20 protein-coding genes and 1 tRNA gene are annotated in these 12,525 nt (G+C 67.4%); 10 read left to right on the top strand and 11 right to left on the bottom strand.

Features of this window, described 5'->3' with window-relative positions:
• From ACCD06_RS33720 to ACCD06_RS33710, 3 genes are read right to left on the bottom strand one after another with little or no spacing between them, the layout of a single operon-like run.
• Positions 1-348: a hypothetical protein gene (locus ACCD06_RS33720; protein WP_413346770.1), complete on the bottom strand. Its 348-nt coding sequence runs from the start codon at positions 346-348 to the stop codon at positions 1-3.
• Complete coding sequence (locus ACCD06_RS33715; protein WP_413346768.1) at positions 345-617, bottom strand: hypothetical protein; 273 nt, start codon at positions 615-617, stop codon at positions 345-347. Before ACCD06_RS33715 ends, ACCD06_RS33720 begins: the two co-directional genes overlap by 4 nt.
• Complete coding sequence (locus ACCD06_RS33710; protein WP_413346766.1) at positions 617-1,111, bottom strand: hypothetical protein; 495 nt, start codon at positions 1,109-1,111, stop codon at positions 617-619. The genes ACCD06_RS33715 and ACCD06_RS33710 overlap by 1 nt, the downstream gene beginning before the upstream one ends.
• Before the next feature lie 156 nt (positions 1,112-1,267).
• Between ACCD06_RS33710 and ACCD06_RS33705 the strand changes: the two genes are divergently transcribed.
• The 4 genes from ACCD06_RS33705 (at position 1,268) to ACCD06_RS33690 (ending at position 2,905) form a co-directional block, all read left to right on the top strand.
• A complete protein-coding gene (locus tag ACCD06_RS33705; RefSeq protein WP_413346764.1) occupies positions 1,268-1,585 on the top strand; it encodes a hypothetical protein in 318 nt (105 codons plus the stop codon).
• 52 nt (positions 1,586-1,637) lie between these two features.
• Positions 1,638-2,300, top strand: coding sequence for a S24 family peptidase (locus tag ACCD06_RS33700; protein ID WP_413346762.1), 663 nt, complete (start codon positions 1,638-1,640; stop codon positions 2,298-2,300).
• A gap of 156 nt (positions 2,301-2,456) precedes the next feature.
• Positions 2,457-2,666 carry a hypothetical protein gene (locus tag ACCD06_RS33695; protein ID WP_413346759.1) on the top strand — a complete coding sequence of 70 codons (210 nt, stop codon included), beginning with the start codon at positions 2,457-2,459 and terminating at the stop codon, positions 2,664-2,666.
• Between the two features lie 14 nt (positions 2,667-2,680).
• Positions 2,681-2,905: a hypothetical protein gene (locus ACCD06_RS33690; RefSeq protein WP_413346757.1), complete on the top strand. Its 225-nt coding sequence runs from the start codon at positions 2,681-2,683 to the stop codon at positions 2,903-2,905.
• Here ACCD06_RS33690 and ACCD06_RS33685 read toward each other — a convergent pair.
• Positions 2,874-3,185, bottom strand: a complete 312-nt coding sequence (locus ACCD06_RS33685; RefSeq protein WP_413346755.1) for a hypothetical protein — start codon at positions 3,183-3,185, stop codon at positions 2,874-2,876. The genes ACCD06_RS33690 and ACCD06_RS33685 overlap by 32 nt on opposite strands.
• A 251-nt stretch (positions 3,186-3,436) precedes the next feature.
• Here ACCD06_RS33685 and ACCD06_RS33680 point away from each other — a divergent pair, with 251 nt between their 5' ends.
• The 6 genes from ACCD06_RS33680 (at position 3,437) to ACCD06_RS33655 (ending at position 6,027) form a co-directional block, all read left to right on the top strand.
• The gene (locus tag ACCD06_RS33680) at positions 3,437-3,862 is read left to right on the top strand and encodes a hypothetical protein (RefSeq protein WP_413346753.1); all 426 of its coding nucleotides are present in this window, start codon (positions 3,437-3,439) and stop codon (positions 3,860-3,862) included.
• Positions 3,863-4,050: 188 nt separating this feature from the next.
• A complete protein-coding gene (locus ACCD06_RS33675; RefSeq protein ID WP_310115224.1) occupies positions 4,051-4,233 on the top strand; it encodes a hypothetical protein in 183 nt (60 codons plus the stop codon).
• Positions 4,234-4,239: 6 nt separating this feature from the next.
• Positions 4,240-4,446, top strand: coding sequence for a hypothetical protein (locus ACCD06_RS33670; RefSeq protein ID WP_413346751.1), 207 nt, complete (start codon positions 4,240-4,242; stop codon positions 4,444-4,446).
• Positions 4,443-4,625: a hypothetical protein gene (locus ACCD06_RS33665; RefSeq protein ID WP_413346749.1), complete on the top strand. Its 183-nt coding sequence runs from the start codon at positions 4,443-4,445 to the stop codon at positions 4,623-4,625. The genes ACCD06_RS33670 and ACCD06_RS33665 overlap by 4 nt, the downstream gene beginning before the upstream one ends.
• 89 nt (positions 4,626-4,714) lie before the next feature.
• A complete protein-coding gene (locus ACCD06_RS33660; protein WP_252141340.1) occupies positions 4,715-4,966 on the top strand; it encodes a hypothetical protein in 252 nt (83 codons plus the stop codon).
• Positions 4,963-6,027, top strand: coding sequence for a tyrosine-type recombinase/integrase (locus ACCD06_RS33655; protein ID WP_413346746.1), 1,065 nt, complete (start codon positions 4,963-4,965; stop codon positions 6,025-6,027). The genes ACCD06_RS33660 and ACCD06_RS33655 overlap by 4 nt, the downstream gene beginning before the upstream one ends.
• A gap of 108 nt (positions 6,028-6,135) precedes the next feature.
• Here the strand turns inward: ACCD06_RS33655 and ACCD06_RS33650 are convergent.
• From ACCD06_RS33650 to ACCD06_RS33620, 7 genes are all read right to left on the bottom strand, one after another.
• A tRNA-Phe gene (locus ACCD06_RS33650) sits at positions 6,136-6,211 on the bottom strand.
• A gap of 118 nt (positions 6,212-6,329) precedes the next feature.
• The gene (locus ACCD06_RS33645) at positions 6,330-6,533 is read right to left on the bottom strand and encodes a DNA gyrase inhibitor YacG (RefSeq protein WP_109073219.1); all 204 of its coding nucleotides are present in this window, start codon (positions 6,531-6,533) and stop codon (positions 6,330-6,332) included.
• 30 nt (positions 6,534-6,563) lie between these two features.
• A complete protein-coding gene (locus ACCD06_RS33640) occupies positions 6,564-7,799 on the bottom strand; it encodes a ribonuclease E/G (protein WP_413346744.1) in 1,236 nt (411 codons plus the stop codon).
• Entirely contained in the window at positions 7,796-8,419 is a 624-nt protein-coding gene (locus ACCD06_RS33635; protein WP_109073221.1) for a Maf family protein, read from the bottom strand. The genes ACCD06_RS33640 and ACCD06_RS33635 overlap by 4 nt, the downstream gene beginning before the upstream one ends.
• A 25-nt stretch (positions 8,420-8,444) precedes the next feature.
• Entirely contained in the window at positions 8,445-8,663 is a 219-nt protein-coding gene (gene infA, locus ACCD06_RS33630) for a translation initiation factor IF-1 (RefSeq protein WP_012977999.1), read from the bottom strand.
• A 157-nt stretch (positions 8,664-8,820) separates the two neighbouring features.
• Positions 8,821-10,032, bottom strand: a complete 1,212-nt coding sequence (locus tag ACCD06_RS33625; RefSeq protein ID WP_413346741.1) for a lytic transglycosylase domain-containing protein — start codon at positions 10,030-10,032, stop codon at positions 8,821-8,823.
• Between the two features lie 67 nt (positions 10,033-10,099).
• Entirely contained in the window at positions 10,100-12,493 is a 2,394-nt protein-coding gene (locus ACCD06_RS33620; protein WP_413346739.1) for an ATP-binding protein, read from the bottom strand.
• Positions 12,494-12,525: the final 32 nt, after the last annotated feature.

Raw genomic sequence — 12,525 nt, 5'->3', positions numbered from 1 at the left:
TCAATCCTCCAGGGCTTGGGCCACTCTCGCGGCGTGGGTTGCGGGCGCAAACAGCGGCATGTCATCGGCACCGCGTTGCGCCGGATCGGGGCGCCGGTTGGCGCAGAAAGGGGCGTTGAAGTTGGCGAGCGCCACGGTCAGGGCGTGGCTGTCGAGTTCACCGGACAACCAGGCCGTGGCGACCAGCGCCAGCCCGCGCGCGGCGCTGGGCACGTCGGGAACGGCGGCGATGGCTTGTGCCAGCCCGTCGCGGTCTGCGTCCTGGGGACGGCCGATCAGCACCCGGCCGCAAGCCAGCGACAGGGCGATGCCGGGATCGAGGTCACGGGAGCCGGCCGGGGCGGTCATGCAGGCACCTCTTGCGCCGCATGGTCCGGACGGCAAGCTTCCAGATGGCCGGCGAGCGCCGACACCATGCTGTCGGCGTCAGCCCAGCCGGACGCCCAGCCCCAGCCGCTGACGGTGTCGGGCAGATAGGGGTTGTCGGTCAGGGGACGGCGGGCAAGGCAGGCGGCAGAGCCTTCCCCCCAGGCCGTATGGAATCGCACATCGGTCGGATGCTCCATCCGGCCGGACAGCATCAGGGCAACACCTCCGGTGGTCAGCAGGGCGGTCATCACGCCACCTCGACGGCGCGGGGGCCAGCCGGGATGGCGGCGGTCACGTCGCGTTCCAGGGCGTCGAGCACGCCACGCAGGACGGCCAACTCGCGCAGCACGTCGCGGCCTTCCTCCGCCGTGATCTGCCGGCCGCCGTCACTCTTGGGGCAGCGAGCCTGCCGGACGGCTTCGGCCACGTCGCCAAGCTCGACCATGGCTTCGGCAAGCCGCGCCATCGGGTCACCCGGCACTGCGGTGCCGTCGGCCGCACGGCGCAGCTCCGCCTTGTAGGCGGTCAGGATCGGCGGAGCCTCGCCACGACCGATCATGGCACGATCCAGGCGCAGGGCCTGGAACAGCGGAATGCGGTGCGCATCGTCGTCAGGGTCCGACCACATGCGAACGAGACGCGCGCTCTTGCTGGTAACGGCCTCGACCTGGGCGTCGCCCAACGAGGCATGGACGAGAAACACCGCGTCCTCTAGGGACAGCGGATCACGGCGCTTGGTCATTGTCCGGTACTCGCGTGTCGATGGAACAGGATATTTTCAATTCGCGCGTTCATATTGCGGTTCTGTCGACGGCTGCTCTCCACCCAGGACAGGGGCGACGCAACGCGACGCAGGTCGTCGGGTTCGCAGCAGCATTGAGACGAAGCGTCGTCGCGAATGGGAGCCGTGGTGGTGCGAGGCGATAGCGTCGGTTGGAGCAGCGGCGGCCATGTAAGCTTCAGCGCGCTCAATCACGGTCAGGGTGATGCCTGCACCTTCGGTGAGACGCTTCACAAACTTGTGGTCGCCTACGGCATCGAGTCCGAAGCGGGCTGCGGTGAGGCCGTGCAGACGCAAAAACGCCTCAACACGAGCCAATATGTGCTGTCGCGTATTCATGGCCCCGGATGTTCGGATAAATTTACCCCTTTTGGCAAGGGTAAATTTATCCGTTCGGGTATCGAAGGTGCTCGGGTAAGTTTCCCCAATGGCTAAGAATCAGGTTAGACCTCCCGAGACACCCATTGGCCGCGAAATTAGGCGCCGAATGGATATCTTTGGCTGGAGTATCGCAGAGTTAGAGCGCCGGGCCGAGTTGAGTGAAGGCGGCGCAAAGAACATCATTTACGGAAAGTCAAAGAACCCGCGTGCAGATACGCTGAAGAAGATTGCAAAGGCGTTGGGCTGCACGACTAATGACCTATCCCGTGATGATATTGGCGAGGACACGATTGCCAATACTCCGGATATCCCTGTGGATGCATTTGGCGGATCGAGTGACCGTATCTTAAACGGCGGAATGCCTATTACGGAACTTGATGTTCGGGCTGGAGCTGGCCCAGGGACTCTAACCGAGGAAAACACTGCGACGCACACTTGGCGTGTGCCCACGGAAGTAATTCGCGGGTACACGTCTGCTCCGTCTGAAGAACTCAAGATCATTACGGTCTATGGTGACTCAATGGAGCCAACCTTGATGCCGGGGCAGCGCATCATGGTTGACATCGCTGACAGAACACCGTCGCCACCAGGGCTGTTTGTTGTTTGGGACGGTCTTGGCCTTGTGGTGAAGCGGCTGCAGGTTATCCCTCACAGCGATCCCGTTTGCGTCCGCATTTCCTCTGACAATCCTCGATACGAACCTTATGAACGCACGCTAGAGGAAGCTCATATCCAGGGGCGTGTGATCGGCGGTTGGCGCTGGATGTGAAACAGGACCGCCCTCAGGGTAAATTTATCCTTTTTGCCTTGACAGGGTAATTTTACCCGAATTAGGGTCATGTCGGTCACCTCGGGATTACCCCGGCGGTGAAGCACTCTCAACTCACAGCCTGCCCAGCAGGCTGTTTTCCTGCGGAGAGCCGACATGAAGCACCGTCACACGATGCGCAGCCCCTCCACCCTGCATGCCACCGCCCGCGCTATGGGCCGCAAGATTGCCGACCTGGGCGGCTCCGGCGATGCGGTGACGGAAGCCGACCTGCTGACCGACTTCAGCGCCAGCGACATCAAGACCCATATCGAAGCCGCCCGTGGCTACGCCCGTCATCTCATGGGCGACAGAGTCGCGGCTTGAGTGGGAGCAATCAGATGACCAATGCGGTCGCGGTTCTCATCACCGCCGCATGCTCCCAAGTGGACAGCACTGGTTGGTCGACCTGGGATGGCAAGAGGTTCGCTTCCCGTGAGGAAAACGAAATTCCGACGGAAGTGGTGGACGCAATACTTAAGGAAACAGCGCCGCTAAAGGTAACGAACCTGACCGGCGCTTCCACAAGTTCGATCAGTGACCCGGCGGATTTTCACCAAGAATGACCTGCCCCTTGGCATCGAGCCAACCGGCTTCGATTCCAGATTTCAGGATCTGTGCGGCAATCGCTTGGGCAACCACCGCGTTCAGCGTCAGGTCCATAGCTCGAAGTTCGTCCCCGACTGGAGCGACGAAACGAAGGGATACGCCCTTGTCGAGGACGGACATCGAGACGGTCACAGGCTGACGGGCTGCGTCCGCATCAGCGAGGTTTGGAGGCTCTGGCCGTAGCCTCTTCATGGTGTCCGCCCATTCATGAACGAGGTGGGCGGGGATGCCCGTCATGATCGCGCTCCTTCGGTCGGTGTGGTGCCCACGATGGTAGCGCACGCAGCCGGGGTTGTCATAGCCCCGGCTGCACTTAGAAAGTGTGCGACAGCGACCCGAGGGGATGCACTGCGTCCCCTCCGGCCGCCGCCGCAGTAGGCAGCGGGCGCGGCTGGCGCAAACCAGCCATACGAGTGCCCCAGCGTGAGACCCCCGGTTTTCGGCGGAAGTGCCGGGGGTCGCCGGGACCACACCCCGAGACTTCGACCATGACCGACACCACCGCTTCGGCGGACGGCGGAGCTTTGCCCGCCGTGCCGCAGACGCACGACCCCGATCTTGAAGCGATCTACCGCCTGTGGATCGACATCATCCGCGAGGCGCGCATGCTGGGTGGCCGCGACGCCGCCCGCAGGCTGTGGCGGTCTTCCCCTCTGCCGCCGCTGGACGCGCACAGCAAGGGGAAGGACACGCCCGACTGGGTCGAGTCCTTCCTCTCCGACAGCACGGAGCCGGCCCCCGGTGCCCGCCTGAAGGCGGAGGCTCTGTGGACCGCCTATGTCGCGTGGTGCCAGCCGCGCGGCCTGGAGCCGATCACTCGTGCCGGGCTGATGCGCCAGCTCGCTCGGCACGGCCTGCGGCGCCAGAAGGCGAGCTGCATCTACTTCCTGAACCTGCGCCTGCGGGTCCAGTGATGGCAAAGGCCACGGTTTCCAACGCGCGTACGCACGTTCCGCAGGATGCGCCAGGATTAGCCCCCGGCCCATCCGCCGCAGATCGGCACCCGAACGAATGCCGGGAGTGCGGACGGCCCTTCCGACCCATCGACCTTCAGCAGGAATTCTGCTGCGCCGTTTGCCGCCGGGCGTGGCGGTCCCGCGCCATGACCCGTGGCGCGAAGCTCTACGAAGCGGTGATGACGTGGCGCGTCCTGCGCCAGCCCGGCGGCTTCGCCGACGTCACCGCCCTTGTCTCTGCCTTCCTCGACGAAGACCGAACCGCCGGCCGGCGGTGGCGGCCCCGCACATTCAACCCCAAGACCGGCCGCCGCGAGCGGCGGAAGTGAGGACCCATGTCCAAGATCACTGTTGACGACGTCCTGTCGGCACTCCGTGCCGGCGGTGTCAAGGTCGATGACCGCCACCGGCACGAAGCCGAAATCCAAGTTGCCGCCGCCAACCGCAGCCCGGAAGGGCGGGAAGCCCTTCGCAATGATCTGACCTTCATCCGCCGCCGCGAGCGTGTGGCCGATCCTGCCGACGTGGAGGGCGGACAATGATCGTCATCGGCCACTGCCACGACTGCGGCGAACGCACCCGCATCGACCGCACCACGCGCCTGTGCGACGGCTGCACGGAGGAGGCGGAGTTGTTCGCCGCCCTTCCATCGCGCGAAGACACCATCGCCCTGATCGGCCGCCACCTCTTTGCGAAAGGAGGCGGCCACCATGCCCTTTGAGCTTCTGCCCGCCCTGACGGTGACCGCGATACTCGCAGGGAGTATTGGCGGGTTCGTGTGGTTCATGCGTGCGTGCGGACGGTGAAGCCATGACCGCCGCCAAAGCACGCCCTTCCGAGTTGCCCGGCTGGCCCCGTCTGCTGTCGCGTGAATTGGCGGCGGCCTACATCGGCCAGTCGCCGAACGTGCTGGACCGGCTGGGCATCACCTTTCACAAGGTCGGCTCCAGGCGGATGTACGACCGAACCGATCTGGACCGCTGGGTGGACGACTTGGCGGGCCACCGGCAGGATGGGGAACCTCAATCCTGGATGGAGCGAATTTCTCAATGCGGAACGTGAAGCGGGTCACCGCCAAGGGGCGGGCCTACTACTATCACCGGGGCACCGGCATGCGCCTGCCGGGCGAACCGGGCAGTGCTGAGTTCGAAGCCGAATACCGGCGGCTGGAAGGCATCGCCGTCGAGAACAGTGACGCAGCGGCTCCGGTGATCTGCAAGACGCTGGGCGCGCTGCTGATCGCCTATCGGGGCAGTCCGACCTTTGCCGAGAAAGCCGATTCGACCAAGGCCGACTATCACGAAGCCATGGACTGGCTGAAGCCTCTGCACGACATGCCGCTGGATCGGATCGACACCCCGACCATGACCCGGCTGCGCGATCAGGCGTACAAGACGCGCAAGCGGTGGTTCGCGAACCACCTGCTGCGCTTCATGTCGGCACTGTTCAACTGGGGTCGCCCCTACGGCTACATGGACGCGAACCCCTGCGAGAAGGTTCCGAAGATCCGGAAGCCGCGCGGTGAACGCGTGGTCAACCGCCCGTGGACCGACGAAGAGTTCGCCACGGTCATGGAGGCGATGCCGCCGGAGCTGCGCGTCGCCGTGGCGCTGGGCGCCCATGCCGGCTTGCGCGAGGGCGACGCCATCCGACTGACGTGGTCAGCGTACCGTGGCGGCGTGATCGAGTCGCGACAGGCGAAGACCGACGACCCGATCTGGGTGCCGGTGCATTCGGAGCTGAAGACGATCCTCGACGAAGCCCGCGCCCGCCTGCCGGCCCTGTCGGCGAAGCTGGCGGCGAAGAACCGCCCGGTGCCCATGACCATCGTCGTTGGGCAGCGCGGCGAACCGTTCACCGAGTCCGGCTTTCGTGCCCGGTTCTTCAAAGTGATTCGCCAACTGGTCGCCGAAGGCAAGGTGCAGCCGGGCCTGACCTTCCACGGCCTGCGACACACAGCAGCGACCAAGCTCGCGGATGCCGGCTGCGACACCCGCGACATTATGGCGATCACCGGCCACAAGACGGAAGCGATGGTCGCCCGCTACACACGGTCGGCAGACCAGAAACGGCGCGCGACGGCGGCGATCATGAAGCTGGAAGGGGTGGGGAAGAAGGCGTGACCAGAGCCAGAACAGCGGTGGAAAACCGTTTGGAAAACTCTGGAAAACTTGGTCAGAAGCGCTGACCGTTCGACACCATCCAACCCGCTGATTTTAAAGGAGGGAGGGTGGTGCCCAGGGACGGAGTCGAACCGCCGACACGGGGATTTTCAGTCCCCTGCTCTACCAACTGAGCTACCTGGGCATCTCGGCGCCGCTTGGTGGGTGACCGTTTCGGTCGGTGCGGCGCGTCGTGTGGGGCGCTTTTTAGAGGGGTTCGGACGGGCTGTCCAGAGGAAAATTCAAAAAAATTCAGACCCGTCTCACAGCTCCTCATCCGGGTCGGATCCGCCGGGCGCGGCAGGGGTTTCCGGGCTCTCGATGCGGTAGACGCCGCCCAGCCAGCGCGACAGATCCACGTCGGCGCAGCGCTTGGAACAGAAGGGGCGGGTGGCCGGTTCGGTCGGGCGGCCGCAGATCGGGCAATTGGTGCCTGTCTTGGCGCCAAGGGTTTGGGGATCGGACAAGGGAAGGCCTCCGTAACTGACGATACGCGGTCAGGGCCGCAGCAGGGCTGCCAGCGGCGCGCCGCGGCGGGCGCGGGTCAGTTCGACCAGGCCCAGTTTGGACATGCCGTAAACTTGGGTCTGCACCGGGTCGCTTTCCACCGCCTGCGACAGGGCAGCCAACACACGCTCGGCATCGCCGCGGCTTCGCATGTTGACGAAATCCACCACCACGATGCCGCCGACATTGCGCAGGCGAAGCTGGCGGGCGATCTCCGCCGCGGCGTCGAGGTTGACGTCCAGCGGGTTGCCGCGCTCCCCGGCATTGACGTCGACCACCGTCAGCGCCTCTGTCCGCTCGATCACCAGCGAACCGCCGAGCGGCAGCGGCACCCGGACATCCAGAAGCTCCGCAATCGCAGTGTCGAGGTCGCGCAGGTCGAACAGGCGCTGGCCGTCTGTATGAGGGCTCAGACGCGGCAGCAGGTCGGGGGCGTGGCGGTCGCACCAGTCGCGCAAGGCCGACAGCAGCGGCCCGTCGCCCATTCTGATCCCGCCGGCCGGGGGCGGGTCGTCGACCAGGATGGCGGCGGGGGCGGCTGCTCCCTGCTCGATCAGGGCGCGGGTGGGGGCGTCGGGGCCGGGATGCAGCAGGCGCGGGGCGGAGCCGGCGCGGGCATCGTCGCGGATGGCGCGCCATTGCAGGTGCAGCGCTTCCGATTCGGCGGCCAGAAGATCGTCGGAGACCTGGGCTGCACCGGCCCGCACGATCCAGCCGGCGCCGGTGGCGAGCTGTTCGATGCGGCGGGCCAGCGCTGCGCGCTCCGGGCCGGTGCCGAGGCGCTTCGACACCGCGATGTCGCGGCCGAGCGGCGCGTGCACCAGGAAACGGCCGGGCAGGGTGATGTCCATCGTCAGCGACGGACCCTTGGCCCCGACGGCGTCGGCCTTCACCTGCACCAGCACCGGCTGGCCGGTGCGCAGCAGCGCGCCAATGGGCGCCGGCTTTGCGCCGGGGCGATGGGTGCGGGACTGCGGGGAATCGTCGTCGAGGACGGGACGGCGCACGTCGGCGGCCGGCAGCAGGCCGGACAGGCCATTCCCGAGATCGATGAAGGCGCCGTTCAGGCCGGTGGCGATTCGCTCCACCCGGCCCAGGATGATGGCGCCCAGCAGTGACGGCCGGTCGGCGTGGTCGATGTGCAGGTCGGTCAGGCGGCCGTCGGCCAGCACCGCCGCCCGCGTCAGCGGGCCGTCGCGGTCGACCAGCAGCTCAAGCCTGCTCATTGTTCGGGAGGTGTCGGGGGAGGAAGCGGGAAGCCGGCGCCATGCAGCATGCCGGCGACCTCGTGCAGGGACAGCCCGACGACATTGCTGTAGGAGCCGCCGATCCAGCGCACCAGCGCCCCCGCCCGGCCCTGGATGGCATAGCCGCCGGCCTTGCCCTTCCATTCTCCGGACGCGATGTAGGCGTCGGTTTCCGCCCGGTCGAGCACCTTGAAGGTGACGTCGGTGCGGACCAGCCGGTCGATTCGGCGGTGGCCTTCCGTCCCTGGAATCAGCAGGACGATGCCACCGATCACCCGGTGCCGCCGGCCTGACAGCAGGGACAGGCAGCGTCGCGCCTCCTCCTCCCGTTCGGCCTTGGGCAGGATGCGGCGGCCGCAGGCGACCACGGTGTCGGCGGCGAGAATCCACGAATCGGGATGGCGCGCGGCGACGCACGACGCCTTCTCCGCCGCCAGACGCAAGGCGTGCTGGGGCGGGAGTTCGTCGCGCAGCGGCGTTTCGTCGAGATCGGCGGGGTCGACCGCGTCGGGCACGATGCCGATCTGGCGCAACAGGTCGAGCCGGCGGGGCGAGGCCGAAGCCAGCACCAGCCGGGGCGCCTTGGACGGGATCGTCACGGGGAACCGCGATGCAGCAAGGATGCTACTTGAACCGGAAGGTGATGCGGCCCTTGGTCAGGTCGTACGGCGTCATTTCCACATTGACGCGGTCGCCCGCCAGGACGCGAATCCGGTTCTTACGCATCTTGCCGGAGGTGTGCGCCAGAACCTCGTGATCGTTGTCGAGCTTCACCCGGAACATCGCGTTCGGAAGCAATTCGACGACGGTCCCGGAAAACTCGATCAGATCTTCCTTTGCCATAGGCCCTTATGTCCGTCCTAATAGTTTCGCGGCAATAACTGACCTTCCAAGGCCGCCGGGTCAAGGGGGATTCCCACCGCCGATGCGTTCGGCCGCAGCCATCGGCGCGGGGCAGCCCCGCGTTGTGTGGCGAAAATACCCTGTAACCCCTGCCGCGTCAGACCGCCTGATAGGGGTTGAGCGGCGATGCGCCGCCTTCTTCCAAGCGGCGCGGCTGTTCCAGCGCCTTGCCGATCGCCGCGAACATCTCGCGCTGGTCGATCTCCATGCGGCGGGTCAGGCGGCCCACCGTTTCGGCCGCAGTGAGCGCGCGGCCGGTGGAGCGGTCGTGGAACAGGTTGTGATTCGCCTTCGCCGCGCTGGGCAACAGGTCGGCTGCGACGGCGCCGGGGCTCGATTCGGCGGCGCGAATCAGCTTCGCCGCCCCGCCGGAGCCCAGAACATAGGCCATGCGGCTCTCCGATTCGCTGGCCGGGCGGCCCAGCCGCTTCTCCAGCGCCTCACGTCCCTCGGCCAGATAGCGGGCGGCCATGCCGGCCGACAGGTCGACATCGTGGCGCAGCTCCAGGATCTGGCGGCGGATCGCCGGATCCTTGACGCTGGACACGCCGTTGCGGACCTGGATGTGCGAGGCCAGCTCGCCCTGGCCATAGGCGGAGCCATGGCGGCGGAACAGGTCGAGCCATGTCGATTCGAGGAACTGGAACGGGCCGGCGGCGGAGCTGCGGCTGTTCCTGGCGCCGGGGTCCAGCCCGCTTTCCTGGGTGGCCTGGGCCAGGATCGCGGTGAAGCTGTGGCCCGACAGGCCGGCAACCTGCTGCGAGGCGACCAGCACCCGCGTGGCGGTCGGATCGTCGGAGTTCACCGCCTTCACCGTCTCCGCCACCTTTTTCGAGCTTGGAGTCGGGCCTTGCGCCACCGCCGGCCCCACCACCGGCGCCGCCGGCTTCAGTCCGGGCAGGGGCGCGCGTGGCGCCGCGGCCCCGCCGTCCGCCAGCAGGACCGGCGTCTCCGAATTGACGGTGGGCGGTTTGAGGGCGGGCGGTTTGACGGCGGGGAGCGGCACGACCGTACCGTCGGTCAAGCGGATCGGAGTGACCGGCTTGGCCGACGGAAAGGGGACCTGGGTGCCGTCGGTCAGCAGGATCGGGGCCGGCGGCTTGGCGGCCGGCAGGGGCGGTGCCTTCTGGCCGCCCTGGAGCCTGCCGTTGGCGGGACGGCCGACGGGCGCGGCCTCGGTGCCGGGCCGATTGGTCTGGACCAGCGCATCACGGAAGGACGACTCGCCGCCGGCGCCATCGGCCAGCGACGGGGGAATATCGGGCTTGCGCTCCGGAACGGGGGCGAGAGGGGGCTGCGCAACCTTCATGACACACACTTCGCTGCAGACCGGCCGAGCCTGCCGGGAGGGGTGCAGCCACTATAACACCGACTCGTCAGCTGTGCGCGATCAACTGCGGACGCGGAGGCTCATCCTGTCCATCGTCGGGCGGTCCGCTGTCAGCCGGTCCGCCTTCAGCCGGTCCATTGTCCGCGTGCCCGACGCGAACCCAGCGGCCGATCGCGGCCAGCAGCTTGGTTTTCTCAAGCGGCTTGGCCAGATGGGCGTTCATGCCCGCCTGCAGGCAGCGTTCGACCTCCACCTGCAGGACGCCGGCCGACAGGGCCAGGATCGGGATGCGGCCGACCGGTCCGGGCAGGGCACGGATGTGGCGGGTGGCCTCCAGCCCGTCCATCACCGGCATCTGCACGTCCATCAGCACGAGGTCGTAGGTCTGTTCCTGCACCGCGGCAACCGCGGCGGCGCCGTCTTCCACGGCATCGACATGGTGGCCGGCCTTGGTCAGCATGGTCACCGCCAGATCGCGGTTCATCGCCAGATCCTCGGCCAGCAGGATGCGGGCGCCGGGGCTGCCGGGCTCGCTTCCGGCAAGGGGGGCGCCATCGCGCTGGACCGCGGCGCTGCCGGCGGGCAGCAGCGGCAGCGAGAACCAGAAGGTGCTGCCGCTGCCGGGCCGACTTTCCATGCCGATCTCGCCGCCCATCAGCTCCACCAGCCGGCGGCAGATGGCCAGCCCCAGCCCGGTGCCGCCGCGCCCGCGTTCCAACTGGGTGAAGCGCTGGAACAGGTCGCGCTGCCGTTCGGGCGCGATGCCGATCCCGGTGTCGGTGACGGTAAAGGTGCAGATGCGGCCGCCGCCGGGCTTGCCGCCCGGAATGCCGCCCCCCCGGCTGCCGTCATCGTCGATCGCCTTGACCGTCAGCCGGACCGAGCCGCGGTCGGTGAACTTCACCGCGTTGCTCAGCAGGTTCAGCAGGATCTGGCGCAGCCGGTCGGGGTCGCCCATGACGAAGCCGCGGGCGGTGGCGGAAATGCTGGTCTGCAGCTCCAGCCCCTTCTGTTCGGCGGCCAGGCGGACGATGGCGACGCAGCGGTCGGCCAGATCGTCCAGCCGGAAGGGCACGCTGACCAGATCGAGCCGCCCCGCCTCCAGCTTCGACAGGTCGAGCACGTCGTTGATGACGGTCAGCAGCGACCGTCCGGCATCGCGCACCTGCGAGGCGTAGCGCCGCTGTTCGGCCGTCAGCGGGGTTTCCAGCAGCATCTCCGCGAATCCGATCACGCCGTTCATCGGCGTGCGGATCTCGTGGCTCATGGTGGCGAGGAATTCCTCCTTGGCGCGGCTGCCGGCCCGCGCCTCCTCCATGGCGGAGCGCAGCTCCTGCTCGCGCTGCTTCAGGCGGCGCGACATGTTGTTGAAGGCGTGGGAGACGACGCGGAATTCATGCGGCGCCCGCTCCGCTTCGATCACGGTGCCGCCGCCGCCGTCGCCGATGCGGGTGGCCGCGCTGCCCAATTCCCACACCCAGCGCAGGACGGAGGCGCGCAGCAGGACCCACAGCGCGGTGACGCTGACCAGCGCGGCGATGCCCAGCAGCCCCAGGCTCTGCCACAGGTCGCGCCGCGCCTCCGCGATGATCGGGCTGGTCGGCATGCCGACGGCGAAGATCGTGTCGGTCTCGTCGGAATGGCGGAAGGCCCACAGCCGGTCGCGCCCGTCGGCGCTTTCTGAATCCAGGAAGCCGTCCCGTTCCTTCAGCATCTGCTGGACATGGCGCATCTGGCCGACATTGCGGTTCAGCCAGCCTTCCGGATCGGGCTGGCGGGCGACGATCACGCCGTTGCGGTCCAGCACCATCACGCGGGCGTCGGGCTGCTTCAGCACCTTCACCAGATCGGTCAGCCAGGTCAGGTCGACGGCGACGCCCATCACGCGGACGATCCGGCCATTCTCGATGATCGGGCTGGCGACGATGATCAGCGGCTTCAGCGAGCGCTTGCCGATGATGAAATCGCTGACCACCCAGCTTTTGGTGTCGAGGACGCGCTGGAAATATTCGCGTTCGCGCAGCGAGATGCCGGCGCCCGGACCGGTGGTGTCGCAGATGATGTTGCCGTCGGCGTCGGTCAGCCAGACGCCGGTGGTCCAGCGGTGCTGGCGCGGCATCGGTGCCAGGGTGGCGACGCAGCCGCCGGTGTCGGTCGGCGTGGCGTTGCGGATCGCCGGCACCAGCGACAGCACGCCCAGCAGGTTGCGCGCCTCGCCGATCAGGTCATGCTGGCGCTGCACCCCGTCGTCGGCCAGATGCAGGGCCAGTTCGCGCGCGCCGAGCATGTAGTCGATCAGGCGCTGCTGATCCGGCGGACCGAGGCGCCAGCCACCCGCTTGGCGCCTCGCGAGGCCAGCTTTCCGCCTTGCCATCAGGCGCGCGCGCAGGCTGCGCGGGCTGAAGACGCGGAGAAGGCGGGGCATCAGACCGGCGGGCATGGATGGACGGCTCTCCGCGCGAAAATTCGTCG

Source organism: Azospirillum sp. CT11-132, from assembly GCF_047302835.1.
Taxonomy (GTDB): Bacteria; Pseudomonadota; Alphaproteobacteria; order Azospirillales; family Azospirillaceae; genus Azospirillum.
This window is presented reverse-complemented; position numbering and strand designations above follow the sequence as displayed.

Bases quoted from the DNA above. Each gene is read 5' to 3' on its own strand.
- ACCD06_RS33720 (WP_413346770.1), bottom strand. From the start codon at position 348: ATGACCGCCCCGGCCGGCTCCCGTGACCTCGATCCCGGCATCGCCCTG.
- ACCD06_RS33715 (WP_413346768.1), bottom strand. From the start codon at position 617: ATGACCGCCCTGCTGACCACCGGAGGTGTTGCCCTGATGCTGTCCGGC.
- ACCD06_RS33710 (WP_413346766.1), bottom strand. From the start codon at position 1,111: ATGACCAAGCGCCGTGATCCGCTGTCCCTAGAGGACGCGGTGTTTCTC.
- ACCD06_RS33705 (WP_413346764.1), top strand. From the start codon at position 1,268: ATGGGAGCCGTGGTGGTGCGAGGCGATAGCGTCGGTTGGAGCAGCGGC.
- ACCD06_RS33700 (WP_413346762.1), top strand. From the start codon at position 1,638: ATGGATATCTTTGGCTGGAGTATCGCAGAGTTAGAGCGCCGGGCCGAG.
- ACCD06_RS33695 (WP_413346759.1), top strand. From the start codon at position 2,457: ATGAAGCACCGTCACACGATGCGCAGCCCCTCCACCCTGCATGCCACC.
- ACCD06_RS33690 (WP_413346757.1), top strand. From the start codon at position 2,681: ATGACCAATGCGGTCGCGGTTCTCATCACCGCCGCATGCTCCCAAGTG.
- ACCD06_RS33685 (WP_413346755.1), bottom strand. From the start codon at position 3,185: ATGACGGGCATCCCCGCCCACCTCGTTCATGAATGGGCGGACACCATG.
- ACCD06_RS33680 (WP_413346753.1), top strand. From the start codon at position 3,437: ATGACCGACACCACCGCTTCGGCGGACGGCGGAGCTTTGCCCGCCGTG.
- ACCD06_RS33675 (WP_310115224.1), top strand. From the start codon at position 4,051: ATGACCCGTGGCGCGAAGCTCTACGAAGCGGTGATGACGTGGCGCGTC.
- ACCD06_RS33670 (WP_413346751.1), top strand. From the start codon at position 4,240: ATGTCCAAGATCACTGTTGACGACGTCCTGTCGGCACTCCGTGCCGGC.
- ACCD06_RS33665 (WP_413346749.1), top strand. From the start codon at position 4,443: ATGATCGTCATCGGCCACTGCCACGACTGCGGCGAACGCACCCGCATC.
- ACCD06_RS33660 (WP_252141340.1), top strand. From the start codon at position 4,715: ATGACCGCCGCCAAAGCACGCCCTTCCGAGTTGCCCGGCTGGCCCCGT.
- ACCD06_RS33640 (WP_413346744.1), bottom strand. From the start codon at position 7,799: ATGAGCAGGCTTGAGCTGCTGGTCGACCGCGACGGCCCGCTGACGCGG.
- infA (WP_012977999.1), bottom strand. From the start codon at position 8,663: ATGGCAAAGGAAGATCTGATCGAGTTTTCCGGGACCGTCGTCGAATTG.
- ACCD06_RS33625 (WP_413346741.1), bottom strand. From the start codon at position 10,032: ATGAAGGTTGCGCAGCCCCCTCTCGCCCCCGTTCCGGAGCGCAAGCCC.
- ACCD06_RS33620 (WP_413346739.1), bottom strand. From the start codon at position 12,493: ATGCCCGCCGGTCTGATGCCCCGCCTTCTCCGCGTCTTCAGCCCGCGC.